This is a genomic window from Actinoallomurus vinaceus (assembly GCF_039542055.1).
Classification (GTDB): domain Bacteria; phylum Actinomycetota; class Actinomycetes; order Streptosporangiales; family Streptosporangiaceae; genus Actinoallomurus; species Actinoallomurus vinaceus.
The window spans coordinates 210753-234557 of record NZ_BAABHK010000016.1 but is presented as its reverse complement, the minus strand read 5'-3'; the positions used below and the strand labels follow the sequence as shown (position 1 = coordinate 234557).

Annotated in this window: 23 protein-coding genes; 17 read left to right on the top strand and 6 right to left on the bottom strand. The window is 69.8% G+C overall.

Annotated elements, in window-relative coordinates:
- Window positions 1–11: 11 nt before the first annotated feature.
- Window positions 12–962, top strand: a complete 951-nt coding sequence (gene pip / locus ABEA24_RS41550; RefSeq protein WP_345439126.1) for a prolyl aminopeptidase — start codon at window positions 12–14, stop codon at window positions 960–962.
- 181 nt (window positions 963–1143) lie between these two features.
- Window positions 1144–2589: a glycoside hydrolase family 18 protein gene (locus ABEA24_RS41545; RefSeq protein WP_345439020.1), complete on the top strand. Its 1446-nt coding sequence runs from the start codon at window positions 1144–1146 to the stop codon at window positions 2587–2589.
- Window positions 2590–2740: 151 nt separating this feature from the next.
- Here ABEA24_RS41545 and ABEA24_RS41540 read toward each other — a convergent pair whose 3' ends face one another.
- Window positions 2741–3145, bottom strand: a complete 405-nt coding sequence (locus tag ABEA24_RS41540) for a MerR family transcriptional regulator (protein ID WP_345439018.1) — start codon at window positions 3143–3145, stop codon at window positions 2741–2743.
- 117 nt (window positions 3146–3262) lie between these two features.
- Between ABEA24_RS41540 and ABEA24_RS41535 the strand changes: the two genes are divergently transcribed.
- The 3 genes from ABEA24_RS41535 (at window position 3263) to ABEA24_RS41525 (ending at window position 6016) form a co-directional block, all read left to right on the top strand.
- Window positions 3263–4336 (top strand): alkene reductase, encoded by a 1074-nt coding sequence (locus ABEA24_RS41535; protein ID WP_345439016.1) that lies wholly within the window; start codon window positions 3263–3265, stop codon window positions 4334–4336.
- Between the two features lie 130 nt (window positions 4337–4466).
- On the top strand, window positions 4467–4901 hold the full coding sequence (locus ABEA24_RS41530) for a hypothetical protein (protein WP_345439014.1): 435 nt from the start codon (window positions 4467–4469) through the stop codon (window positions 4899–4901).
- A 167-nt stretch (window positions 4902–5068) separates the two neighbouring features.
- Window positions 5069–6016, top strand: a complete 948-nt coding sequence (locus ABEA24_RS41525; RefSeq protein ID WP_345439012.1) for a phosphotransferase — start codon at window positions 5069–5071, stop codon at window positions 6014–6016.
- A 6-nt stretch (window positions 6017–6022) separates the two neighbouring features.
- Here ABEA24_RS41525 and ABEA24_RS41520 read toward each other — a convergent pair whose 3' ends face one another.
- On the bottom strand, window positions 6023–6802 hold the full coding sequence (locus ABEA24_RS41520; protein WP_345439010.1) for a putative protein N(5)-glutamine methyltransferase: 780 nt from the start codon (window positions 6800–6802) through the stop codon (window positions 6023–6025).
- A 363-nt stretch (window positions 6803–7165) separates the two neighbouring features.
- On the opposite strand from ABEA24_RS41520, the gene ABEA24_RS41515 reads away from it, so the two are divergent.
- The 11 genes from ABEA24_RS41515 to ABEA24_RS41465 all read left to right on the top strand — a co-directional run bounded on the left by ABEA24_RS41515 (window position 7166) and on the right by ABEA24_RS41465 (window position 18428).
- Window positions 7166–8107, top strand: a complete 942-nt coding sequence (locus ABEA24_RS41515) for a glycosyltransferase family 2 protein (RefSeq protein WP_345439008.1) — start codon at window positions 7166–7168, stop codon at window positions 8105–8107.
- A complete protein-coding gene (locus tag ABEA24_RS41510) occupies window positions 8104–9342 on the top strand; it encodes a GNAT family N-acetyltransferase (RefSeq protein ID WP_345439006.1) in 1239 nt (412 codons plus the stop codon). The genes ABEA24_RS41515 and ABEA24_RS41510 overlap by 4 nt, the downstream gene beginning before the upstream one ends.
- Complete coding sequence (locus ABEA24_RS41505; RefSeq protein ID WP_345439004.1) at window positions 9339–10256, top strand: glycosyltransferase family 2 protein; 918 nt, start codon at window positions 9339–9341, stop codon at window positions 10254–10256. Before ABEA24_RS41510 ends, ABEA24_RS41505 begins: the two co-directional genes overlap by 4 nt.
- Window positions 10257–10454: 198 nt before the next feature.
- Window positions 10455–11222: a polysaccharide deacetylase family protein gene (locus ABEA24_RS41500; RefSeq protein WP_345439002.1), complete on the top strand. Its 768-nt coding sequence runs from the start codon at window positions 10455–10457 to the stop codon at window positions 11220–11222.
- Window positions 11223–11272: 50 nt separating this feature from the next.
- Window positions 11273–14737 (top strand): hypothetical protein, encoded by a 3465-nt coding sequence (locus ABEA24_RS41495; RefSeq protein ID WP_345439000.1) that lies wholly within the window; start codon window positions 11273–11275, stop codon window positions 14735–14737.
- Window positions 14668–15150, top strand: coding sequence for a hypothetical protein (locus tag ABEA24_RS41490; RefSeq protein WP_345438998.1), 483 nt, complete (start codon window positions 14668–14670; stop codon window positions 15148–15150). The genes ABEA24_RS41495 and ABEA24_RS41490 overlap by 70 nt, the downstream gene beginning before the upstream one ends.
- A 334-nt stretch (window positions 15151–15484) precedes the next feature.
- Window positions 15485–15847: a hypothetical protein gene (locus tag ABEA24_RS41485; protein WP_345438996.1), complete on the top strand. Its 363-nt coding sequence runs from the start codon at window positions 15485–15487 to the stop codon at window positions 15845–15847.
- 153 nt (window positions 15848–16000) lie between these two features.
- Complete coding sequence (locus ABEA24_RS41480) at window positions 16001–16534, top strand: hypothetical protein (protein ID WP_345438994.1); 534 nt, start codon at window positions 16001–16003, stop codon at window positions 16532–16534.
- A 43-nt stretch (window positions 16535–16577) separates the two neighbouring features.
- Window positions 16578–16973: a hypothetical protein gene (locus ABEA24_RS41475; RefSeq protein WP_345438992.1), complete on the top strand. Its 396-nt coding sequence runs from the start codon at window positions 16578–16580 to the stop codon at window positions 16971–16973.
- Window positions 16974–17288: 315 nt separating this feature from the next.
- Window positions 17289–17723, top strand: a complete 435-nt coding sequence (locus ABEA24_RS41470) for a hypothetical protein (RefSeq protein ID WP_345438990.1) — start codon at window positions 17289–17291, stop codon at window positions 17721–17723.
- Window positions 17724–18095: 372 nt separating this feature from the next.
- Window positions 18096–18428 (top strand): hypothetical protein, encoded by a 333-nt coding sequence (locus tag ABEA24_RS41465; RefSeq protein ID WP_345438988.1) that lies wholly within the window; start codon window positions 18096–18098, stop codon window positions 18426–18428.
- 18 nt (window positions 18429–18446) lie between these two features.
- Here ABEA24_RS41465 and ABEA24_RS41460 read toward each other — a convergent pair whose 3' ends face one another.
- Together ABEA24_RS41460 and ABEA24_RS41455 are read right to left on the bottom strand one after the other, a co-directional pair.
- Window positions 18447–19757: a xylan 1,4-beta-xylosidase gene (locus ABEA24_RS41460; protein ID WP_345438986.1), complete on the bottom strand. Its 1311-nt coding sequence runs from the start codon at window positions 19755–19757 to the stop codon at window positions 18447–18449.
- 23 nt (window positions 19758–19780) lie between these two features.
- A complete protein-coding gene (locus tag ABEA24_RS41455; RefSeq protein WP_345438984.1) occupies window positions 19781–21037 on the bottom strand; it encodes a cytochrome P450 in 1257 nt (418 codons plus the stop codon).
- Between the two features lie 416 nt (window positions 21038–21453).
- Here ABEA24_RS41455 and ABEA24_RS41450 point away from each other — a divergent pair, with 416 nt between their 5' ends.
- A complete protein-coding gene (locus ABEA24_RS41450; RefSeq protein WP_345438982.1) occupies window positions 21454–21966 on the top strand; it encodes a hypothetical protein in 513 nt (170 codons plus the stop codon).
- A 227-nt stretch (window positions 21967–22193) separates the two neighbouring features.
- Here ABEA24_RS41450 and ABEA24_RS41445 read toward each other — a convergent pair whose 3' ends face one another.
- Window positions 22194–22676, bottom strand: a complete 483-nt coding sequence (locus ABEA24_RS41445; RefSeq protein ID WP_345438981.1) for a hypothetical protein — start codon at window positions 22674–22676, stop codon at window positions 22194–22196.
- A 457-nt stretch (window positions 22677–23133) separates the two neighbouring features.
- Entirely contained in the window at window positions 23134–23601 is a 468-nt protein-coding gene (locus tag ABEA24_RS41440; RefSeq protein ID WP_345438980.1) for a hypothetical protein, read from the bottom strand.
- Window positions 23602–23805: the final 204 nt, after the last annotated feature.

Genomic DNA, 23805 nt, shown 5'->3' with positions numbered 1-23805 from the left:
ACCGTATGGTGCTGAAAGAGTTCTATCCGCCGATCGATCCCTATGACTCCGGCCTGCTCGAGGTCGGGGACGGTAACCGGATCCACTGGGAGGTCTGCGGGAACCCCGCCGGTAAGCCTGCGGTCTTCCTGCACGGCGGCCCCGGCGGCGGGCTCCTGCCCGGGTTCCGCCGGTTCTTCGATCCGGCGGCCTATCGGATCGTGCTCTTCGACCAGCGCAACTGCGGTGCCAGCCGGCCGAACGCCGGCGACCCGCGGGTCTCGCTGGAGCACAACACGACCCCGCACCTGATCTCCGATATGGAACGGCTCCGCGAGCACCTGTCCATCGACCGCTGGCTGGTCTTCGGGGGAAGCTGGGGCAGCACCCTTGCCCTCGCGTACGCCCAGGCCCACCCCGACCGCGTCACCGAACTCGTGCTGCGGGGCATCTACCTCGTCCGCCCGTCCGACCATGCGTGGGCGTTCACGCCGACCGGCGCCGCCAAGCTCTTTCCCGCCGAGTGGCAGGCGTTCCGTGACGCGATTCCCACCGCCGAGCGGGACGACCTGGTCGCCGCGTACGGCCGTCGCATCGGCGACCCGGACCCCGCGGTGCACCTTCCCGCGGCCCGCGCCTGGATGGCCTGGGAGTTCTCGGCCAACACCCTGCTCCCCGCCGAGCCGCCGGCACTCGACGACGACGCCGTCCTCGCCGCCGCCCGGATCCTGCACCACTACATCGGCAACGGCGGCTTCCTCCCCGAAGGCGGTCTGCTGGCGGGCATCGATCGGATCCGGCACGTTCCCGCCGTGATCGTCAATGGTCGCTACGACATCAAGACCCCTCCCGACCAGGCATGGGAGCTGCACCGGTCCTGGCCCGAGGCCGAGTTCCACATGGTCGAGGACGCGGGTCACGCCAGTGTGGAGCCCGGGACCCGTCACCTGCTGATCGACGCCACCGACCGCTTCCGTCCCTGAAGCCCCCGCGGAAGGACCCGGCGGGGACTCCCACCCCGCCGGAGACGGCAGCCTTAGGCGCCTTTCAGCCGCTCCTTAAGGGCGCCTTAACGGCGGCCTCCGAGGGGTTCCACGGCCGTACGTTGGCACCGCCCTGCAGGCGCACGACCGTAGACCCCCGCTTCCCTGGAGGCACCCCCTCATGAGTCCACACCCCACGCGCCGACGGCGGACGAAGCTGCCGATCGTCCTCGGCCTCGCGGCCGTCCTGGGCGTCGGCGGCGTCGCCCTGGCGACCGGCGGCACGAGCACCGGCGGCCTCACGGCGGCCTCCGGAGCGGCCGACACCGCATCGGTCAAGGCCGCGTTCCGCACCGTGTCCTCGTGGGACTCCGGCTACACCGGCCAGTACACGCTGACCAACGCGGGCACCGACACCGTGCACGGCTGGGACCTGTCGTTCGACCTGCCGGCCGGCGCCAAGGTGACCAGCCTGTGGAACGGCGTCTCCCACCAGAGCGGCAGCCACGTCACGGTCAAGAACGAGTCCTGGAACGGCGACATCGCAGCGGGCCAGACCCGGCAGGTCGGGTTCACCGTGGACGGCAAGGCCACGGCCCCGACCGCCTGTGAGGTGAACGGAGGCTCCTGCTCGGGCGACGGTGGCGGCGGCGCGCCGACGTCCTCGCCGACCACGAAGCCCCCCACCACGACCCCCACGCCGGAACCGCCGACGAGCACCCCGCCCGCCTCGTCCAACGGCGGATTCGCGCCGTACGTGGACGTGGGCCTCTACCCGCCGTACGACCTGACCGGCGCGGCGGCGAAGACCGGCGTGAAGACGTTCAACCTGGCGTTCATCGTGGCGGGCGGCGGATGCACCCCGAAGTGGGGCGGCTCCCAGGCGCTCGGCGACAACGAGGTCGCCAAGAAGATCGACGCGCTGCGCGCGGCCGGCGGCGACGTCCGCGTCTCGTTCGGCGGCGCCAACGGCACCGAACTCGCCCAGGCCTGCGGTGACTCCGGTCAGCTCACCTCCGCGTACAAGCAGGTCATCGACACGTTCAAGCTGAAGAAGGTCGACTTCGACGTCGAGGGCGCCGCCATCGCCGACCAGGCGGCCAACACCCGGCGCGCCCAGGCGATCGCGTCACTGCAGAAGCAGGTGTCGGGCCTGGACGTGTCGTTCACGCTGCCGGTCCTGCCGTCCGGGCTCACCCAGGACGGTGTGAACCTGGTGAAGAACGCCAAGCAGAACGGCGACTCGGTCTCGGCCGTCAACATCATGGCCATGGACTACGGGGACGGCCAGGCCCCGAACCCCAGCGGCAAGATGGGCGACTACGCCATCCAGGCGGCGACGTCCACCGAGGCCCAGGTACGCGACGCGCTCGGCGTGAGCAACGCGTGGAGCCGGATCGCCGTCACCCCGATGATCGGCGTGAACGACACGAACACCGAGGTGTTCACGGTCGCCGACGCCAAGAAGCTCGCGGCCTTCGCCAAGCAGAAGAACCTCGCCTGGCTCTCCATGTGGTCCGCCACCCGGGACAAGCCCTGCCCCGGCGGTCCCCAGCAGTGGGCGAGCGCGACCTGCAGCAGCATCGCCCAGAGCGAGCTCGACTTCACCAAGGCCTTCGCCGGCTGATCCTCTGAGCTCCCCGCTCACGTGGCGGGCCGTGCGGCGCGGCACGGCCCGCCACGTCATTCGTACCGCCAGGACTACCCGAAAACCGGCGTCATCCGGTTTAGGTCCTCGGCGAGCTGCGGCCGACCGAGATCCCGATAGGGGGAATCCGTCATGCCGGGCTGCCACTTCGCACCGGGCAGTCGTCCATCGCCGTGTGCATGCGCTCTCGATGCGCTCGGGCGGTGGCCATCAGCCCGTCGAGCGCGTCCCGGGTCCGGATGAGGTCGGCGATGTGCGCGGAGAGCCGGTCGCGTTCCTGCGCCATCCGCTCCAGCGCCGCGTCGGAGTTCTCCTCGCTGGGCGAATCCACGCACGGCAGGAGTTCGGTGATGGTGCGGCTGGACAGACCTGCGGCGTACAGCCGCTGGATGAACGTGACCCGTTCGACCTCGTGATCCGTGTAATGCCGTTGCCCGCTGGCACTGCGGATGCTGGTGAGCAGCCCCTGCTCTTCGTAATAGCGCACGGACCGAACGCTGACTCCGGCCCGTGACGCGAGCTCCCCGATGCGCACGTCGCCCCTCCCGGTTGTGAACTGCGCCACAAAGCTTGCCTCTGACGTCAATGTCAGGTTCTAGCGTAACTGCCGTGCCCGAGATACGGGCGCTGTGGACCACGGAGGAGTCCCGACGTGACGACCATTTTCAGCGGCTATCGGCTCGGCGACCTGACGCTTCCCAACCGCGTGGTGATGGCCCCGATGACGCGGGTCCGGGCCGCCGCCGGCGGTCTGGCGACACCGTCGATGGCGGCGTACTACGCCCAGCGGGCGACGGCCGGACTGATCGTGAGCGAGGGCGTGCAGCCGAGCCTGATCGGACAGTCGAATCCCGGTACGCCCGGCTTGCACACCGATGAGCAGGTCACCGCGTGGCGTCCCGTGACCGCCGCCGTGCACGCCAACGGCGGGCGGATCTTCGCCCAGCTCATGCACGGCGGACGGGTCTCACACCCCGACACCATCGGTGTGCAGCCGATCGGCCCCTCGGCCGTCCCCGCCGTCGGCCACGTCTTCACCCCGGCCGGGCCCCAGCCCGCACCGACACCCCGGGCTCTGGACACCGCCGAAGTGCCTGAGCACGCCGAGTCGTACGCCCAGGCCGCCCGCCGCGCCATCGACGCCGGGTTCGACGGCGTCGAGTTGCACGGCGCCAACGGCTACCTGATCTCGCAGTTCCTCTCCTCGAACGCCAACCTGCGCACGGACCGCTACGGCGGCTCGGTCGCCAACCGGATCCGGTTCGCCGTCGAAGCGGTCTCCGCGACCGTCGAGGCCGTCGGTGCGGCCAGGACCGGCATCCGTCTCTCCCCGGGCGGGACGTTCTGGGGCGTCGAGGACACCGAGGTAGCCGAGCTCTACGCCGCGCTGCTGGCCGAGCTGGCCCGCCTCGACCTGGCCTACGTCCATCTCGAGGCCACCATCGACGAAGAGGTGCTGGTCGGCCTGCGCCGTGCGTGGCCGGGCACCCTCATCATGAACCCGGTGCTCCCGATGGGACCGAAGCAGACCGGACGGGACGACGCCGACCACTGGCTCGAGCTGGGCGCCGACCTCATCAGCTTCGGTCGCGCCTTCATCGCCAATCCCGACCTGGTCGAACGGCTGCGCACCGGACTTCCTCTCGCCCCGGTCGACGAGGCCACGTACTACCAGGGCGGCGACGCCGGCTACCTGACCTACCCGGCGTACCAGCACACGGCCTGACGCCGGCCCGCAGTCGGTGAGCGGTGGCCGCCAGGGCCAGGCCGCACGGTCAGTTGATCTTTCGTTGGTCGACAAACGCCACTTATGCTTCTGCTGCCCCAAAAGTCACAAGATGGAACGGATGCGCCAGATGCGTAGGTTTAAGCAGAGGGCGGTGCTCGCCCTCTCCGTCGCGGGCATGCTTGCCGGGTCGGTGGCCGTGAGTAGCCCGGCGGAGGCGGTGGCGACACCGGCCGAGGCGTGCGGCAGCAACTATCACGAGATCGACCACCACGACCTGGGTAGCGTCGCGACCATCCACCTGCTGTACAACGGGTCCACGGACTGTGTGGTCACGTCGAAGAAGGTCAACCTCGGGACCCCCACCCACGTGCTCGCCGCGATCGCCAAGGTGAACTCCGACGGCTCGTATTCGTACATCAACGACCCGCCGTCAACCGACACCAAGTACGCCTACTACGCAGGCCCGGTGAGGGTGTACGCGCCGCACTCGTGCATCTCCTGGGGAGGCGCGGCAGACCCCGGCTGGGTCATGTGGTACTCCCAGCCCTCACACTGCGGCTGATATCGCCGAACACACATACCGGGCCACCCGCGGCTCCATGATCATGCACGTGATCATGGAGCCGAGGATCCACCTCGTCCGCGCGACCATCGCCTGAGCGATCGGCCGCCCGGGCCGGGCGGGAAAATACTTGGTGCGATCGGTCGGGCCGCTCGTATCGTTGCCCCGTGCTGAGCGACTCCTTGCCCGTGGTGGGCACCGAAGCGCAGTTCGCGGCCGTGCGCCGGGACGAGGGACGGCTCCGGCCGGGGGTCTTGGCACTGTGTCGTCGGCTTGGGCGGCGCGACGTCGAGGTCACGCGTTTTCCGGACGGCTCGCTGCCCGTCTACGCCGTCGGGGACCGGTACGTGCTCAAGCTGTATCCACCGATCGACCAGGAGCGCTGGAAGACCGAGGATCGGGTGCTGCGCACGATCGACGGACGGCTGCCGGTGCCCACGCCTCGCGTCGAGGAGTCCGGCGAGTTCGGGGACTGGCGGTACGTGCTGATGACGCGGCTGCGCGGCGAGCCGCTGACCGAGGTCTGGCCGCGCACGAGCGAACGCGACCGCGACCGGCTCGCCGAACAGCTCGGCACCGCCCTCGCCGCCCTGCACGAGATCCGCGTCCCCGCGCTCGGGCCGCCGGATTGGCGGAGATTCCTCGCCGACCAGCGGGACGACTGCGTCGAACGCCAGCGCGCCCGCGGCCTCGACCCGCGCTGGGTCGCGCAGATCCCGGGGTTCCTTGACTCGGTCGCGCTTCCGCCGTCATCACCGGTGCTGCTGCACACCGAGGTCATGCGGGAGCACCTGTTGGTCGTCCCCGGACCGGACGGCGGATGGTCGCTGTCCGGGCTGTACGACTTCGAACCCGCCATGATGGGCGACCGGGAGTACGAGTTCGTCTCGGTGGGGCTGTTCGTCTCCCGAGGCGACGCCCGTTTCCTGCGCCGCCTGCTCACCGCGTACGGGTACGGCGACCGGCTCGACGCGGCGCTGCAGCGTCGCCTGCTCGCGTACACGCTCCTCCACCGCTACAGCGACCTGTCCTGGTACCTGGAGGAGCTGCCCGACCCGCCGGTGCCCACACTCGACGCTCTCGCCGCGCGCTGGTGGTCGCTGGACACGTCCTGACCCGCCTCATCCGCAACCGGCTGTTCCGATGACGACCGTCGCGTCCGTGTCCTCGCAGGAGGCCGCCTGGGCGGATAGCCCGCCGCGGGCGAGGGCCTCCAGCGCGGTCGGCACCTGGCGGTCGCTCGTCTCGGACAGCAGCACGCCGCCCGGCGCCAGCCAGTCGCGGGCCTCGGCGGTGACCCGCCGGAGAACGTCCAGGCCGTCCGTGCCGCCGTCGAGCGCCACCCGTGCCTCGTGGTCGCGGGCCTCCGCGGGCAGCAGGGCGACCTCGCCGGTCGGGACGTACGGCACGTTGGCCAGCAGGACGTCGACGCGCCCCCGCAGCGTCGCGGGCAGCGGGTCGTACAGGTCGCCCTCGTACGCCCGGCCGTCGACGGCGGCGAGGTTGCGTCGGGCGCAGGCGACGGCGGCCGGATCGATGTCGGCGGCGTGTACCTCGGCCGCGCCGAGTTCCGTGGCCAGCGCCGCGCCGAGCGCTCCCGAGCCGCAGCACAGGTCGACGATGAGGGCACCCGGGCGGGCGAGGGCGGCGGCCCGCCGGACGAGGAACTCCGTACGGCGGCGGGGCACGAACACGCCCGGGTCGACGGCGACGCGCAGCCCGCGGAACTCCGCCCAGCCGAGGACGTGCTCGAGCGGCAGGCCGGCGACGCGCCGGTCCACCATCGCGGCGAGTTCGTCCGGCGTACGCGCGGTGTCGATCAGCAGCCGCGCCTCGTCCTCGGCGAAGACGCAGCCGGCGGCCCGGAGACGGGCGACGACCGTGGAAGGGGAAAGCGACATGAGAGCCTTTCGGGGAGACCGAAGGGTGCTCTCGCTCTCAGCGGGACCGTGCGGTCGGATGGTGAGAGCACCCTGCCTGCGAAGCGGGAATGGGTCTCACCTCCTCAGAACGTGGCCAATGCCGGAGACGGCAACTCTATCCGTGCCGGCGTCGTACGCGCAGCCCACCTCCGTTGCGGATTCCGGAACGCCGCTTCGGTCACGGCTCCGTCACCCAGAGGATCCATCCGGCTGACGTAGGCCGGGTGCGTCAGGCGGGGGAGGGATTTCCGCGCCGACCGGCCGACCATCGATGGTGTCAATCGACCTCGGCAGGCGGACTCGTTCCCTCCGAGCACCCCCTGCCAAACCGGGGGCACCACCATGCACGAGCCGGACTCCCTGCACCGCGCCGGCGTACGCTCCGGCGCGCTCCTGCATCACCTGGACGCGGCGCGTCACCGCGCGTCCTGGCCGACCGTAACCGCCGTCATCCCCACCCTCAACGAAGCCGACAACCTGCGATGGCTCCTGCCCCGGCTCTCCGGGGTGGACGAGGTCATCGTCGTCGACGGCGAGTCCTCGGACGGGACCGTCGACGTCACCCGGCGCCTGCGACCGGACGCCGTCGTCATCAGCCAGCCACCCGCCGGGAAAGGTGCGGCGATGCGGGCCGGCTTCCAGGCCGCGACGAGCGACGTCATCGTCGCCATCGACGCCGACGGCAGCATGGACCCCAAGGAGATCGACGCGTTCGTCGCGCTGATCTGCTGCGGGTTCGACGTCGTCAAGGGTTCCCGCTACTGCGTCGGAGGGGGCTCCGACGACCTCACCCGGCTGCGCCGGGCCGGGAACCTCTGGCTGACCAGGCTCGCCAACATGCTGTACGGCGTGCGCTGGACGGACCTGTGCTACGGCTACATCGCATTACGCCGCTCCGTGGTCGACCGGCTGGGCCTGGCCGCCGACGGGTTCGAGATCGAGACGGAGCTGTGCGTCAACGCGATCACCACGGGGCTGCGCATCGCCGAGATGCCGAGCCATGAGTTCGACCGCAGGTCCGGCGTTTCCAAGCTGAACGCCCGCCGCGACGGCCTCCGGGTGCTGCGCACGATGGTCCGGGGACGGCGGGGACCGGCGAACCGCCGGAACGCGCGGGCTCGGACCGGCCGGAACCTGCCGGGTCTCGAGCCGACCGGCCGGAACCTGCCGGGTCTCGAGCGGACCGGTCTGGGCGTGCCGGGCCTCGACCGGGCCGCCCGCGAGCCGTCCGCCCTGGATCAGGCCCGCCTCGAGCAGGCCGGCGTGGAAGGGGCCGCCGGGTGAGGTTCGACATCGCACGCCCGGACGAGCTCGGGGAGCCGGAGCTGGCGCGCTGGCGCGCGCTCCAGGGCGCCGGCGCGGCTCTCGGCAATCCGTTCCTCGCCCCGGAGTTCACGCTCGCCGTGGGCCGTTTCCGGGACGACGCGCGCGTGGCCGTGCTCAGCGAGGGGCCGCGGATCGTGGGATTCCTGCCGTACGAGCGGCACGCGCTCGGGCTGGGCCGACCGATCGGCGCGGGACTGACCGACTGCCAGGGTCTCGTCGGGCCACCGGACCTGGAGTTCGACGTGCGGGCGCTGCTGCGCGCCTGCCGCCTGTCGGTCTGGGAGTTCGACCACCTGCTGGCCGAGCAGGCGGCGTTCGCGGCGTACCACGCGGAGAAGCGCGTCGAGCCGGTGATGGACCTGACCGCGGGCTTCGCCTCCTACGCCGACGAGGCGCGGAAACGCTCGCCCAAGACGCTCAAGACCGTCCGGTACAAGGAGCGCAAACTCGGCCGTGAGGCCGGCGAAGTGAGCTACACGTTCGACGAGCGGGACCCGGCGGAGCTGCGGCGCCTGATGGCGTGGAAGTCCGCCCAGTACCGCCGGACGGGCCGCACCGACCGGTTCGCCGTGCCGTGGATCACGGCGCTGGTCGAGCACCTGCACGCGACCGGCGTCGGGGTGCTCAGCGTGCTGCGCGCCGGGGACCGGGTCGTCTCGGCCCACCTGGGCCTGCGGGCGGGGCCGGTGATGGCGGGCTGGTTCCCCGCGTACGACGTGGAGTTCGGCCGGTACTCCCCCGGCATGATCGGCCATCTGCGGATGGCGGAGGCGGCGGCCGACGCGGGGATCGGCTGGATCGCCATGGGCCGCGGCGGCCGGGAGTACAAGGACTGGCTGAAGAACGCGGAGTTCCCGATCGCCGAGGGTCGCGCGGCCCGCGTCTCGGCCGCCGCCGGGCTGCACTGGATCCGGGAGGCCCCGATGCGCCGGGCGCGCAGCGCGGTGCTGGCCAACCCGGCGCTGTACGCGGGCGCGGACCGGGTGCTGCGGGCGTACGCCCGGCTGCGCCCCGGCGGCGGAGCGGCGAGCCGACGAGCGAGCAGGAGGCTGGGGGTGGGCCCCCGACAGGGGGCTGGAGAGCAATACGCGGCCGGCGAGGGACGAGCCGTCCGCGCAGGGAGTGAGGAGGAGAGCGCGACCGGAAAACGCAGCGCGCCCGCCCCCGTGCCCGAGGAGGGGAGCGCGGCGTGAAGGTCTCCGTGATCATCTGCGCCTACACCGAACAGCGCTGGGACGACGTCCTGGCCGCCGTCGCGTCCGTACGGGCGCAGCGGCTCGCACCGCAGGAGATCATCCTCGTCGTCGACCACAACGAGCCGCTGCGGGAACGCCTCCAGTCGGCGCTCCCGGACGTCCGGGTGATCCCCAACACCGGGCGGCAGGGGCTGTCCGGCGGCAAGAACACGGGCGTGGCGGCGGCGCACGGCGACGTGGTCGCGTTCCTCGACGACGACGCGGTGGCGGACGCGGAATGGCTGTCCGTGCTGGCCACCGGGTACGCCGATCCGGACGTAGCCGGGGTCGGCGGCCGTACGCTGCCGCTCTGGCCGTCCGACGCGCCTCGCTGGTTCCCCGACGAGTTCGCGTGGGTGGTCGGCTGTACGTACCAGGGGATGGTGGCCGGCCCGATCCGCAACCTCATGGGCGGCAACGCCTCGTTCCGGCGGGCGGTGTTCGACGTGGCCGGGGGCTTTCGCAGCGGCATCGGCCGGGCGCCCGGGAAACGGCCGCTGGGCTGCGAGGAGACCGAGTTCTGCATCCGCCTGCGCCAGGCCGCGCCGGAGACGGTGCTGCTGTTCGACGACCGCGCGGTCATCTGGCACCGCGTGCCCGGCGAACGCGCGCGCTTCGGGTACTTCCGCACCCGCTGCTACGCCGAGGGGCTGTCGAAGGCGATGGTCACGCAGAGCGTCGGGGTCGGGGACGGGCTCGCCAGCGAACGGCGGCACGCCCTGGTCGAGCTGCCGCGCGGCGTCGGGCGCGGAATGCGCTCCGCCGTCGCCGGCGACCCGGCCGGGCTCGTACGCGCGGGCGCGATCGTCGCCGGGCTCGCCTTCACCCTGTCCGGGTACGCGGCCGGCTCCTTCCGGAGGTCCCATGCATGACGCCCACCCCGCCACACCTGCTCCCTCGGAAGGCCCCACAGGCGACGCCCGACCCGCCGCGAGGTCCCATGGCCGACCCCTGCCCCACCGCACCGGCTCCGGCGAAAGGTCCCACGAGTGACACCCACCCCGCCACATCGGCTCCCTCGGGACGTTCCACGGGCGACGCCGGCCCCGCAGTCTCCCCCGGGAGGTCTCGTGGGTGACGCCCGACCTGTGCCGATCCTGATGTACCACTCGATCGGGGGCTCCGATCGGCTCGCGGTGCGGCCGGAGGCGTTCGCCGAGCAGCTCGCCTACCTGAAGGACGGCGGCTTCACCCCCCTCACCTTCGGCGAGCTCGTACGGCGGCGGCCCACGACAGGCCGGCCCGTCGTGCTCACGTTCGACGACGGGTACGCCGACTTCCACGAGCGGGCGCTTCCGCTGCTCGAGCGGTTCGGGTTCCCCGCGACGGTGTTCGTCACCACCGGCTGGATCCGGGACGCCGGGCGGTACGCCGCCGGGAGGCCGCTCGGCCGGATGCTCAGCTGGCGGCAGGCCGAGGAGATCACGACGTGCGGGGTGGAGGTCGGCGGGCACGGGCACAGCCACGCCGAGCTCGACCAGCTCAGCGTGGCCGTGCTGCGCACGGAGCTGCTGCGGAGCAAGCGGCTCCTGGAGGACCGGCTCGGCCGGGCCGTGACGACGATGGCGTACCCGTACGGCTACTCCAGTGAGCGCGTCCGGCGCGAGATGCGGGCGGCGGGGTACAGCGCGGCCTGCGCGGTGGCGAACGCCCTGCCGAAGCGGGACGGCGACCCGCTGACCGTGCCCCGGCTGACGATCCGGGCCGGCACGTCCCTCGCGGCGTTCGAACGGGCCCTGCGAGGCCGAGGGTTCCTGGTCGACCACGCGCTGACCAAGGGGTACGCCGTGGTCCGCCGGTCCCGGTACGCGGTGCGACGCCTCCGAGGATCCGTGTGACGCGTCAGAAGTCACTTGCGCGGGCGGCGGAAGAGGCGACACTGGAGCCCATGGCGGCCCTGCGGAGCGAGCTGGCCAATCCGCTGTTCCGCAACGCGTACGCCCTGATGATCAACGGTGGGCTCACCGGCGTGCTCGGGCTGGGCTACTGGCTCCTCGCCGCGCGCTTCTACCCCGCCGCCGAGGTCGGCCGCCAGTCCGCGCAGAACCAGGCCATGATGTTCCTCGGCGGCCTGACGGCGCTCAACTTCATCCTCATCCGGTTCATCCCGGAGATGGGTCAGAGCACGAGCCGCCTCGTGCTGCGCACGTACGTCGCGGGCATCGCGGCCGCCGCCACCCTGGCCGCCGGGTTCCTGCTCACACTGCGGTGGTGGGGCCCGACGTTCGCGCACCTGTCCGGGCTCGGCGCCGGGGTCTTCTTCGTCGCCTCGGTCGTCTCGTGGAGCCTGTTCACCGCCCAGGACGGGGTGCTCACCGGGCTGCGGCACGCCACCGGGGTGCTCGGGAAGAACACGGTGTTCGCCGCCCTCAAGCTCGTGCTGCTCGTCGCCCTGGCCGGGGCGCTGCCGCAGGACGGGATCGCCATCTCCTGGGTGCTGGCCGCGCTCCTGCTGCTGATCCCGGTCGAGATGCTGATCCACCAGCGGTTCATCCCCCGCCACGTCGCCGCGACCGCGGGCGACCGCCCGGTCCCGACCGGGGCGGAGATCGGCCGCTACATCGCCGGCGACTACACCGGAACGCTCTTCTACTACGCCCTGTGCAACCTCGTGCCCGTCGTGGTCGCCGCGCGCCTCGACGCCCGTACGAACGCGTTCTTCTACCTGGCGTGGGTGCTCGGCGCGACCGTGGACGTGCTCGCCGTCAACATGGCGACCTCGCTCACCGTCGAGGGAGCGTTCGACGCGGGCGGGCTCGCCGCGGCCTGCCGCTCGGCGCTCCTGCGGATGACGCTCATCCTCGTGCCGGTCACCGTGGTCCTCCTGTTCGGCGCCTCGACGGGGCTGTCCCTGTTCGGCGAGGGATACGCCCGCCACGGCGCTCCGCTGCTGCGGCTGCTCGCCCTCGCCACCCTGCCGAAGGCGCTGATCGAGGTGTACATCGGCGTGCTGCGGGTGCGGCGGCGCACCCGGCGGGTCGCCGTTCTGCAAGGGGTGCGGTTCGCCGGGGTGCTGGCGCTGGTCCTGGCGCTGCCCGGTACGACCGGTCCCGGGTACGCCGTTCTCGCGGTCAGCGTCGCGCTCGCGCTGGCCGTGGCTCCGGCGCTGCTCCGGGTGATCCGCACCGCGACGCCCACGCCGACCGGGACGCAAGCACCGACGGCGCCGGAGATGGAGACGACGCCCGCGCCGACCTCGACCCCCGCGCCAGAGGCGACGCCCACAGCAGAAGCGACCCCCGCGCCGGAGACCGTGCGCCCGCCGGCGGAGCGGACCGCAGCGGAGGCCGCGCGCGCACCGGTGAAGCGGCCCGCTCTGCGGCGACGTGCCGCACGGGCCGCGTCCTGGCCGGCCTGGGCGCTGTTCGCGGCCGGGCTCGGCCTGTACTGGATCCCGCTGCGGCACGTGCGGCTCGCCCACCTGACCGGGTACGGGCTGATCTCGGTGCTGCCGGTCGCGACCCTCGTCGGCGCGGCCCTTCTCGTCGCGGCGTTCTTCGTCACGCTGTGGCTGGGCCGCCCGCGCCGGGTGCTCCTGCTCCTGCAGCTCGTGAGCATCGTCGTCGCCCTGCACGGCCTGGCCCCGGCTCTGGAGCCGTACGCCCGGCCGGAGACGGCCTGGCAGCATTACGGATTCGTCGAGTACATCGGGCGGACGGGCGCGGCGGACTACGCGCTGGACGCGAGGTTCAGCTGGCCGGGGTTCTTCGCGTTCGTCGCCTTCGTGACCCGGGCCGCCGGCCTGCGCGACCTGGAGCCCGTCCTGCACTGGGCGCCGGTCGCCGCGCAGCTGCTGTACCTCGCGCCGCTGTACCTCATCCTGCGGGTCATGCGCGCGAACTGGCGCGCGTGCTGGTTCGCGGCGTGGCTGTTCGTCGTCGCGGACTGGGTCGGGCAGGACTACTTCAGCCCCCAGGGCTTCACCTACCTGTTCTACCTGCTGTTCGTCGGCGTACTGCTGAACTGGTTCCGCCCGCCGGCGCGGCCCGCCGCGTGGCTGCCCCGGAAGGGCCGGGTGCGGACGTTCCTCGTCGGGCCGATGGCGTCCGGGGAGCGGCCGCCTGTCGACGCCCCCGTCGGCACCCGCACCGTCCTGGTGCTGTTCCTGGTGGTGATCTTCGCGGTGACCACCGCGAGCCACCAGCTCACGCCCTTCGTGACCCTGTTCACCTGTGCCGCGCTGGTGGTCGTCCGCCGGAGCACGGCGCGGGGCCTGCCGGTCCTGCTCGCCGTTATGGTCGCCGGCTGGGTCGGCTTCATGGCGACGGCGTACTGGGCCGGGCACATCGGCGACCTGTTCTCCGGCGCGGGCGACCTGCTGTCCAACCTGACCGGCGGCGTCGCCGGCCGGGTGAGCAACGGCAGCCAGAGCCTGGCGACGATCCAGACGGTGCGGATCCTCATCGCCGCCACGCTCGTGGTCCTCGCGGTGTCCGGGGCGGTACGGCGGCGGCTGCGCCGCCTCGACGACCGGGTCGCGCTCGTCCTGCTGACGGTGCCCTTCCTCGCTGCGGGCCTGCAGAACTACGGCGGCGAGATCGCCCTGCGGGTGTACTTCTTCATCCTGCCCGGCGCCTGCCTCCTGGCGGCGTACCTGTTCTTCCCCACGACGTTCACGGCGACGCGCCGCACCCTCGCGGTCTGCGCCGCCGCCGTCTGTGGGTTCCTGCTGGCGGGCGGCTTCCTGTTCGTCCGGTTCGGCAATGAGACGTTCGAGCAGGTACGCCCAGGCGAGGTGCGGGCCTTCGAGGCGATGCTGCGGCAGACCCCGACCGGCGTGATCAACGTGGTGTGGCAGGCGGACCCGAACGACGACGCGGGCTACTTCCCGATGATGCCGTGGGGCGCGCGGGCGATGGAGCGCTTCGACTACACGGCGGTACGCGCCACGGCGAACCCGTCCGACATCTCCGGGATCATCGCGGCGCTGGGGGCGCGGCCCGGCGGCTACTTCGTCACCACCCGGGCCAACGAGGCGTACAACCACTACAACTACGGCCTGCCCGCCGGGTACGCCGACCGGATGCGGGCCACGCTGGCCGCCGCGCCGCAGCTGCGTCCGGTCTTCCTCGACGGCGACGCCGCCGTCTACGCACTGCGGACGCCGCCGCCCGGCACACCCCCCGCGCCGACCGCGGCGGGTCGCCTCCGGTTCGGCGCGACGAGCTGGACCCCTCTCGGCCTCGTCGCGCTGCCCCTGCTGATCGTGCTGCTGGTCGCGCGGGAGGTCGTGCGCCTTCGGGTCCCGGCCGGCGAGGAACGGCGGCTACGGCTATTCACCCCATGGATCGCTATTCTCGTCATCACCGTCGGAGCGGTCATTATCGAGCGCTTTCTGGCATTGGGGTCGTGATGCGAAGGCGACGGATTTTTGCGACATGCAGTTCATTCCTCATCGCCGGCCTGACCGCCACCGCCCTGCTCCTGCCGGATGCGTCACCGGTCGCCGGCCCGATGGCATCGGCACTCGCCTTCGTGACGCCGGCCTTCTGCACGGCCCTGCTGCTCACCGGGCTCGATCCGGCGGCACGGGCGATTCTGTCCGGTACCGCCGCGATCGCGCTGAATGTCGCCGTCGCCGAGGTGATGCTGGCCGGCTCGATCTGGTCGCCGCGCGGCGGGCTGATGGCCGTCGCGGCGGGCTGCATACCCCTTTTCGCCCTGGCCGTCGTACGTCGCCGGAATAACCGGGATTCGGGGGAAATGCGGATGGCGGGGCCGACCGGCCCCGATGACGACGACGAGTCCTGGGCCTTCGACCGCTGAGCACGGCGACCCAGGGTGTACGCATGGGGTCCTGAACTTAGCGCCGAGACGGTGTGCCGTCGTCGGCGACACACCGTACGGGGCGGACTCCAGAAGCAGATCCGGGCTCGCTCTGAGGATCTCGCCGTCCATTTCGTGGCCGATGTCGATCTAGCCGGTGCTACGCCCCATTAAGTCCGGTTTTTTGAATTCGGTCTTTATTGCCATCTTACCCAGGTCTTAGCTCCGCGAGAAAGTGCGCGGGAATGTTACAAACAACGGCGTCCACCCGAAACACGGGGAGCAGCGCCGTTTCGTGAAGGCCATCGCGCCATTCCGAGATAAGGAGACCGACGTGCTGAAGAAGACGTTCGCCATCGGCGGCCTGGCAATCGCCGCCGCCGCGGGTGCGATTCTCACCAGTTCGCCGTCGTCCGCCCAGGTTCCGACCTGGCACGACGGCGGTGGCTGGAGCAGCCACCACTTCCGCTTCTTTTCGCACCACCGCAACTTCAACGCGAATGAGAATGAGTTGTTCAACCGTATCCGCGTGCGGATCCGGAACCGGAACAACAACATCGCGATCGCGCGTAACGACCAGGCGCAGGCCCAGCGTGAGAACCAGCGGCAGTTCGAGCGCCAGCAACAGCGGCAGGAGTTCGAAGACCCGCCCGCCGGGGTACGCCGCGGCCTCACTCCGGGCGCCCCTGGCGTCTGAGCCCAGCGGGGTCTGATCCTGGGCGGTGAACGCCGGCATCACGCGACGATGGCTCGACGAGCCACGCGGTGACGGCCGCCTACCCGTCCGGTCCGGAATGGGCGCCGGGAACGGCTCCGGCGCCCTTCTCCCCGACGACGAAAGGAGATCGGCGTGCTGAAAATGAAAAGCGCCTCTCTCGGCTTGGTGGCGTCCGCGGTCGCCGGCGTCTTGCTCACGGGTTCGCCGGCGAACGCCCAGCCCGACCTGGCCGGCTACTGGCACCACCACAGCTCTCATCGCTTCTACCACAGTCACCGGCACATTGCGCTGAACCACAACCGTCCGCGCATCTTCATCCGGATCTTCATCTACAACCGCAACAACAACATCGCGATCGCCCGGAACGGCCAGGCCCAGGCGCAGCGCGAGCGACAGCGGCAGTTCGAGCGGCAGCGGCAGCGGCAGGAGTTCGAGGATCCAGGCGCGGCCATGAGCCGCCCCGGCGCCCCGGGCACCTCGAGCGCTCCCGTGAAGACGTCGAGCGCGCCCTCGACCACGCAGGCCACGCCGACGACCCAGGTGGCCCGTCCGCAGGTCGCCGGCGGGCCGAGCGCCGTCCGCGAGCAGGCACCCGGGACCGCTCCGCTCCGGCAGAGCGCGAGCGCCGATGAAGCCTCCGGGGCCGGTTCGTCGCAGACGCCCTGACAACCCGCCACACCATCCGATTCAGCACTGACAGGAGATTGAGATGTCGAAGAAGACGTACATGCTGGGCGGTCTCGTGATCGCCTCGGCTGCGGGCGTGCTCCTCAGCGGCTCGCCGGCGTCCGCCACGCCCACCTGGGGCGGCGGCTGGGGTGGCTGGGGCCACTCACACCGCTTCGCTGCCTTCCACCGGCACAGCAACTTCAACGCGAATGAGAACGAGCTGTTCAACCGCATCCGCATCCGGATCCGCAACCGCAACAACAACATCGCCATCGCCCGGAACGAGCAGGCCCAGGCCGAGCGGCAGAACCAGTTCGAGCGGCAGCGGCAGCGGCAGCGGCAGGAGTTCGAGGACCCGTACCGCGGCACCACTCGCGCGCCTGCTGCGCCTGCCGCAGCCGCCGCGCCCGCCGCGCCTGCCGCGCCTGGCGCCTGACGTGGGATGACGTGACGTCCAGCGGCGCGGTCACGTCGACGGCTCGGACCGATGGCGTGCGGTGACCGCCCGAATCTCCGGAGACAATAAGCAGCCTTTTCGGACAAACCATGGCATTAGCCACTAGGTAAAGAGTCGCCGACAGAACGACCAGCCCCGGGGCAGGAGTGATTACTCCCGCCCCGGGGTTTCGTCGTTTTATAAGCACCTTACTACTCGATTGCCATGTCAACAGCAATGTCGGGAAAGTACGCCTATGGCGCTCAAAACGGGCGCTGATGGCCATCGGGCCATTTCCGGCAACAAGGAGTTGACGTGCTTAAGAAGACAAGCGCCGCCGGCGGTCTGGTCGTCGCTGCCACCGCAGCCGGCATCCTGCTCACCGGTTCGCCCGCGTCCGCCCAGGTTCCCACCTGGCACGGGCACCACCGCTGGAGCTCCCACCACCACAACAGGAACGCCAACAGGAACGTCAACGTGAACAGGAACCGGATCATCGTCCGGGTCCGCGTCCACAACCGCAACAACAACATCGCGGTCGCCCGCAACGACAATTTCGGCTTCCGCTTCCGCCGCCACCGCGACTTCGACCGGGACTGCTGCTTCCGCAGGACCCGGTTCCGCGACGACGATGACGGCTTCATCGGTCGCCGCCGGTTCCTCGATGGGGACCGCGACGGCGCCCGGGCCGTCATCCGCGGCGATGACGTATTCGCCCGCGCCGGTGACGCCCTCGCGTTCGTCGACTGACCGGATTTAGGCCGATTCGTCGCCCATACCGCTAGCGACGGCGACGGTCGGCGTCGGGATAGCCGTCACCTGAGCCGCACGGCGGGGTGACAGTCACCGCACGGGGCGCCGGAGTGGCCACTCCGGCGCCCCTTTCCACTCCGACCCTTATTCGCGACCGGCCCAAAAGGCCCGTTCCGTGGAAGGAGTTCGATGTGCTGACGAAGAAGAGCGCCGTTCTCGCCCTGGTGAGTGCGGCGACCGCAGGCGTGCTGTTCGCGGGAACGCCCGCAGAGGCCCGGCCGGTACCCGCCCGAGGCGGCGTCACCAGCGCTCCGGCTGACCTGTCGAGCGGCCCGGCCCAGACCGCCACCGGAAGCACCCTGGTGCCGAGTGACCACCATCGTCGCCGCCACTTCCGGCACCACCGCTTCCGGCACCGCCACTTCCGCCGTCATCACCGACGGTGGTGGCGGCATCATCGCCGTCACGGCCGGGGTTGGTGGTGGCGGCATCACCGGCGCCACTTCCGACACCACCACTTCCGGCACTTCCGCCACCACCACTTCCGCCACCACCGGTTCCGGCCGTTCCACCGCCGCCACTTCCGCCACTTCCGGCACGGTGGCATGGGGTTCCGCCCGTTCCACCGCTTCGGACACGGTGGCATGGGGGGCGGCGCGTTCCACCACTTCGGGCACGGCAGGCGCTGAGCGCGGAACGTGAACGACGATCGCCGGGCCGCTATCGATCCAGCCAGCGGACCTCGTACGGAGCGAGAGTGAGTTCGGCTCCGCCGACTCGCGCGGCGACCCGGCGGTCGCTCACGTTGACGACGACCGCCCGCTGCCGCTGGGCGAGCACGCGGACGTGCGCGTCGGTCGCCCGCAGGTCGAGCAGTTCCGTACCGGCGGGGAACCATCGGGCGAAGTTCTGGAGAAGGGTGAGCATGCCTCCGGGCGCACCGCCCGTGCGCACCAGTGTGCTGATCCACAGGCAGCCCTGGCAGCGAGCGTCCTGGGCCTCGTTGTTCCAGTACAGGACGGTGCTGACGCCGGTCCGGGCGAACTCGATGAGCGCCGCCGCGTTGATGGCGATGCGCTTGTTCTCGGCCCACGGGAGGCTCTCCGGCTCGACGTAGTACTCGCTCCACCAGATCGGCAGCGTCGTCTTCGACCGCAGCCAGGCGTCGATCGCGTCGAGTTTGCCCAGCGCGGTCACCTCGTCCGGGTAGACGTCGCGGTCGTCGCTGGCCGTGGGCCCGTCCACCGCGATGAAGTCGGCGCCGTGCTTCTGCGCCAGCCAGTAGTCGACGGCGTCGATGACGCGCTGGTCGATGCTCCCCCAGGGGCCGCGCACCGACGACTGATGGCCCTGGACGAAGCTGTACATCGGGATGTACGGACCGCCGACCTGGATGCGCGGGTCGACCGCCTTAACGGCGTCGTAGACCGCGTTGTAGAAGGCGGTGAAGTCCTCGTACCTCCAGCGGTCGCCCTTCGTGTCGAAGAAGCCCTTGAGCTCGTTCCAGACCGCGAAGTGGCGTACGTCCGGATAGCGCCGCGCGACCGCGGCGGCCAGCGCTGCGTAGTCGCGGTAGCGCTCGGGCGTCGGGGCGACCTCTAGTCTGCTCCAATCCGTCTCGCCGGGCCGGCCACCCTTCATCCAGTCGGGCGCGCAGCACAGGGTGATGACCGGAACACCCCCGGTCTTCCGGATGTAGGCGATTCGCTGGTCGAGCGTGCGGAAGTCGAAGACACCAGGGGACGGCTCCGGGTTGCCCGCTCCCCACCCCATGATGTGCTGGTTCTGCAGGACGGGCTGCCGCGCGATCGCGGTCGCGGCGGTGCCGCTGGCCGGTCCCGTGTCGGCGCTGTAGTCCGTGTGCGTGAAACCCCACACGGGCCAGTCCGACACGCCGCGGGCCCCGACGACGCCGAGCGGGCGCGCCTCCGGCCGGTCGTTCGAGGACGCCGCGCGCCTGACCGCGAAGCCGAGGGTCGCGATCAACGCCGCGGCGACGGTGGCGCAGAGGACCAACATGGGCGGGCGCATGCGAAGGACCACGACGATTCGCCTCAGATCTCGTACGACAGCTGCTTGATGCCGTTGTCGAAGCCGGAGAGCAGCGGCTCCGGCTCGCCGGTCGCCCTGATGCCGGGCACCCGGGCGAAGAGCTCCCGGAACATCGCGGTGAGCTCCCGCCGGGCGAGATTGGCACCCAGGCAGAGGTGCGGTCCCGGGCCACCGAAGCCGACGTGCGGGTTGGGATCACGGCGGATGTCGAAGACGTCCGGGTCCACGAACACGTCCTCGTCCCGATTGGCCGACAGGTAGAACAGCACCACCTTGTCGCCTTTGCGATAGGACTGGCCGTTCATCTCGTAGTCGCAGGTCAGCGTGCGCCGGAACTGAATGATCGGCGAGACATACCGGACGATCTCCTCGATCGCCCCGCCGATCCGGCCGTCGAAGTCCGCCATGAGCAGCGCCCGCTGGTCCGGGTGGTCGGTGAACAGTTTCAGCCCGTGCGCGAGGGCGTTCCGGGTCGTCTCATTGCCGGCGACGAGCAGCAGGTCGAAGAACGCGCCCAGCTCGCGCAGCGACAGGCGCTCGTCGTCGACGTCCGCGTTGACGAGCGCCGATACCAGGTCGTCGGCCGGCCTGCGGCGGCGCTCCCGGCCCAGGCGCGCGACCAGGCGGTGCAGGACGAGGATGGCCTTGACGTTTCCCGCGAGGAGGCGGAGCGTGCGGAGCCGTGCGACGTCGCCCCGGACCCCGGAGTACTCCGTCATAGCGTCCACGCAGGCGGCGACCTTGGCGTGGTCGCGCTCGGGGATGCCCATCATCGCGCAGATCACCCGGATCGGGAGGCGGGCGGCCACGTCGGCCACGAAGTCGCCCGAGCCGCGGTCGAGGACGTCGTCGACGATCGCCGCGGCCGTCGCGGCGATGTGCTCGTCGATCAGGGCGAGCCTGCGGGGGGTGAAGGAGCGGGAGACGATCCGCCGGAGCCGGGCGTGTCGCGGATCGTCCATGTTGACCATGGGCCGCCCGAAGAGCAGGACGACCCACGGCGGGGGCTCGGGCGAGGTCGCGGCGGGCTCGCTGCTGAACACCTTCGCGTTGCGGCTGGCATGCACCACGTCGGCGTGGCGGACGAGCGCGTAGAAGCCCCGTCCCGACCGGACGAACGGCACGCGCTGTTCCTTGACGAAGACCGGCCGGTTGTAGGTTCTTAACCGGGCGAAGACCGCGAGCCGCTCGTCGGCGGCGCGTGCCCAGAACGCCAGTGCGGCAAGGTCGACGTCGTGGTACTCGTCCCGGGTTCGCATGAGACCCCCATCGTGGTTCGCGTGCCACCTTGTTGGACGCTAACCCGCAACGCCCCGGTTCGCGGGCCCTGCGGCCGGATCGCGCCACCACCGGCGTGCCCTGCCCTCTCGGCTGCCGCCGCCTGCGCGAAGCGTCGTACACCGCCTTTAATGAACACGATCCTCGGTGTAGTACGGGAAATAGGAATGCCCATTCGATCCGTTCCTGAACACCTTGGTCAATCTCGACATACCCGCATACAGTAGCCGCAAGAATGCCATCAAAGGATTTGACTTAAAGCATCTTCGTCGAGAAGTTCGGCTCGACGTTAATTCTGACATCCTCTGGTTTCACGGGCGCATCCCAGGGGATGACCATAGCGGAATATGGAACTCGAAATCAGGCTACCCGACCCCTAGAGCCATACGATTATCCCGTGTTCAGCGAAGACAGCGATTCTACCTTAAGGGGGCAAGCGAGCACAATGAGCGTCAATAGAGCAATAAAAGCTTCCATACCTGCTTTTATACTTGTAGGGAATATCGCTTTCGCAGTGAGCGCAGCAGATGCGGCATCAGCCACATCAGTGATCCGAACACCGGCAATCATTCACGGCGGCTGTTGCCGGTCACATCGAAATTTGATTTCCGATCGCAACATCACACCACAACGCCAGAATATCGTCATTACCAACAAATTCCAGATCCACAACACCAGTAACAGCGAAAACGAACAAAGGCAACGCCAGAGGACCGATCAGGATCAGAAGCAACGCCAGAGGGCCGACCAGAATCAGAGGCAACGCCAGAAGATCGACCACGAGAAATTTGGCGTCTCCTCAGCGTCCAGCGCCGCCGGTGGTGGCGGGGGCGGTGGTGGCGGAGGTGGCGGCGCGGACGATGAAAGAGCCGTAAAGAAAACAAACGACACCGGCGCCGACGACGAATAGCGAGCGCAGAGGCGCCCTCCCCTACCCGGGACCTCCGATGGTCGGCCGCCTCAAGGCCGCCGGCTGAGACATCGCCCCGACCAGAATCCACTCGCGAGCGGGTAGGAGGCCACCGCGGGGCGTGGCGGCTACACTCCGTCGACGAGGGGCCCGCACCGATGATCGATGCAGGCCCCTCATGTCGCGGCCGCAGGTGCCGGTCAGACCACTGACCATCGCACCCCCGCCTACGGCGCCCCCACAGCGTCGCTCTCGTCGCCGTTTGAGCGCTTCTTTTCGTTCTTGTTGTTGTTCCTGTTCTTGTTTTCGCTCTTCGAGTCGGCCCGCTGTCGCTGCAAGTTGTTGTTCTCGGTGTCGGTCCTCTGGTTCTGCTTGTTGTCGTTATCGTTGTCGTTTCTCGACTGCTGCTGCTGCTTCTGCTTCACGATGATGACGATCTTCCGCCCGTCATCGTGACCGCCACCACCCCCACCCCCACCACCGCCGCCACCGCCGGCGGCGGAGGCCGAGGAAGAGCCCCAACCGGCGGCGGCTGCGGCCGCCCCGCCACCACCGCCGCCGCCACCGCCACCGCCGCCGCTGATCATTTGCTGGGGCGCGACACTGACGGTCGCGGCTCTTGCAGTGCTGGCGCCGCCGACCGCTGTGGCGGCCGCCATCGCGAGGGTCAAAGCAGACACCGCACCCGCCATACCTATGGATTTCTTCATTCGGACTAATCCCTCCTCGACTTATCCGCGACACTCCAGGCTCTTATAGAGAGCACCATCGGATTCATCGCATGATTGAAAGGTCGATCCATTAAGGGCCTACTTGGCGATCACATCTTATGATCCGCGTATGTGATCCCCGGGAGTCAAGTCCGTGAAACCGCCAGAAGCCAAGTCCGTGAACTCATGGGATGCAAGATTTGATATATCCGAAACCGCACAACGGGCACAGTATGCAGACAAAGGGCATTCGTGCATATTTCTCACGTCGGCGCTTAACGTTGCGACGCGGACATATCCGGTGATAGGGCCGACCGACGGCGATACACCAGCGGTGCGCGAAAAGGCTCACCCTCCGGTGATCCACTCATGACCAGACGGCAATCGGGCCCGCACCGACGGCCGGTGCGGACCCACGCATGCCGACACCCATGCGGGTGACAGTTCAGATCACCACCTACACACCCGGCGCCCCCACTACCGGAGGCGCCCCGACCGGAGGCGCACCCGGTCCGTCGGAGCGGCAGCTCCCCCAGAAGACGCAGATCCGGAGCTTCTTCTTCTGCTCGTTCTTGTTCCAGTTCCAGCTCTTGCTCTCTGAATCAGCCTTCTGCTCCTGCTTTTGATCGTTGTCCACCTTGAGGTGCTGGTTCTGCCAGTTGTTGTTCCTGTTGTCGTTGTCGTTGCGCGACTTCTGCTTCGCCTCGGCCTTGCTGTCGTTGTCGTTGTCGTTGCGCGACTTCTGCTTCGCTTCGGCCTTGCTGTCGTTGTCGTTGTCGTCACCACCATGCTGAGAAATGATCCGCTGCGTCGCGACGCTCACGGTCTCGGCGCCGGCAGGAGCAGTCGCGCCCATCGCAACGGCAGCCGCGCCGGCGAGGGTCAGGCCAGACAGGGTAAGTGCCAGGTACTTCGATGTCTTCATGAAATTAACCTCTCATCCAGTGACGTGTGATGACTCATGCCCCATGCAGACCAGATCCTGATTCGATGATACGAGCTCTAGTAGATCCGTTAGCGGGGCTACCGATGAATCGTGGCGCATGGTCCGCGTATGTGATCCCCGGGGGTTAACTGCACGAAACCACGAGATGCGAGATTTGACATCGTCCAAAAGGCGCTTAAAGGG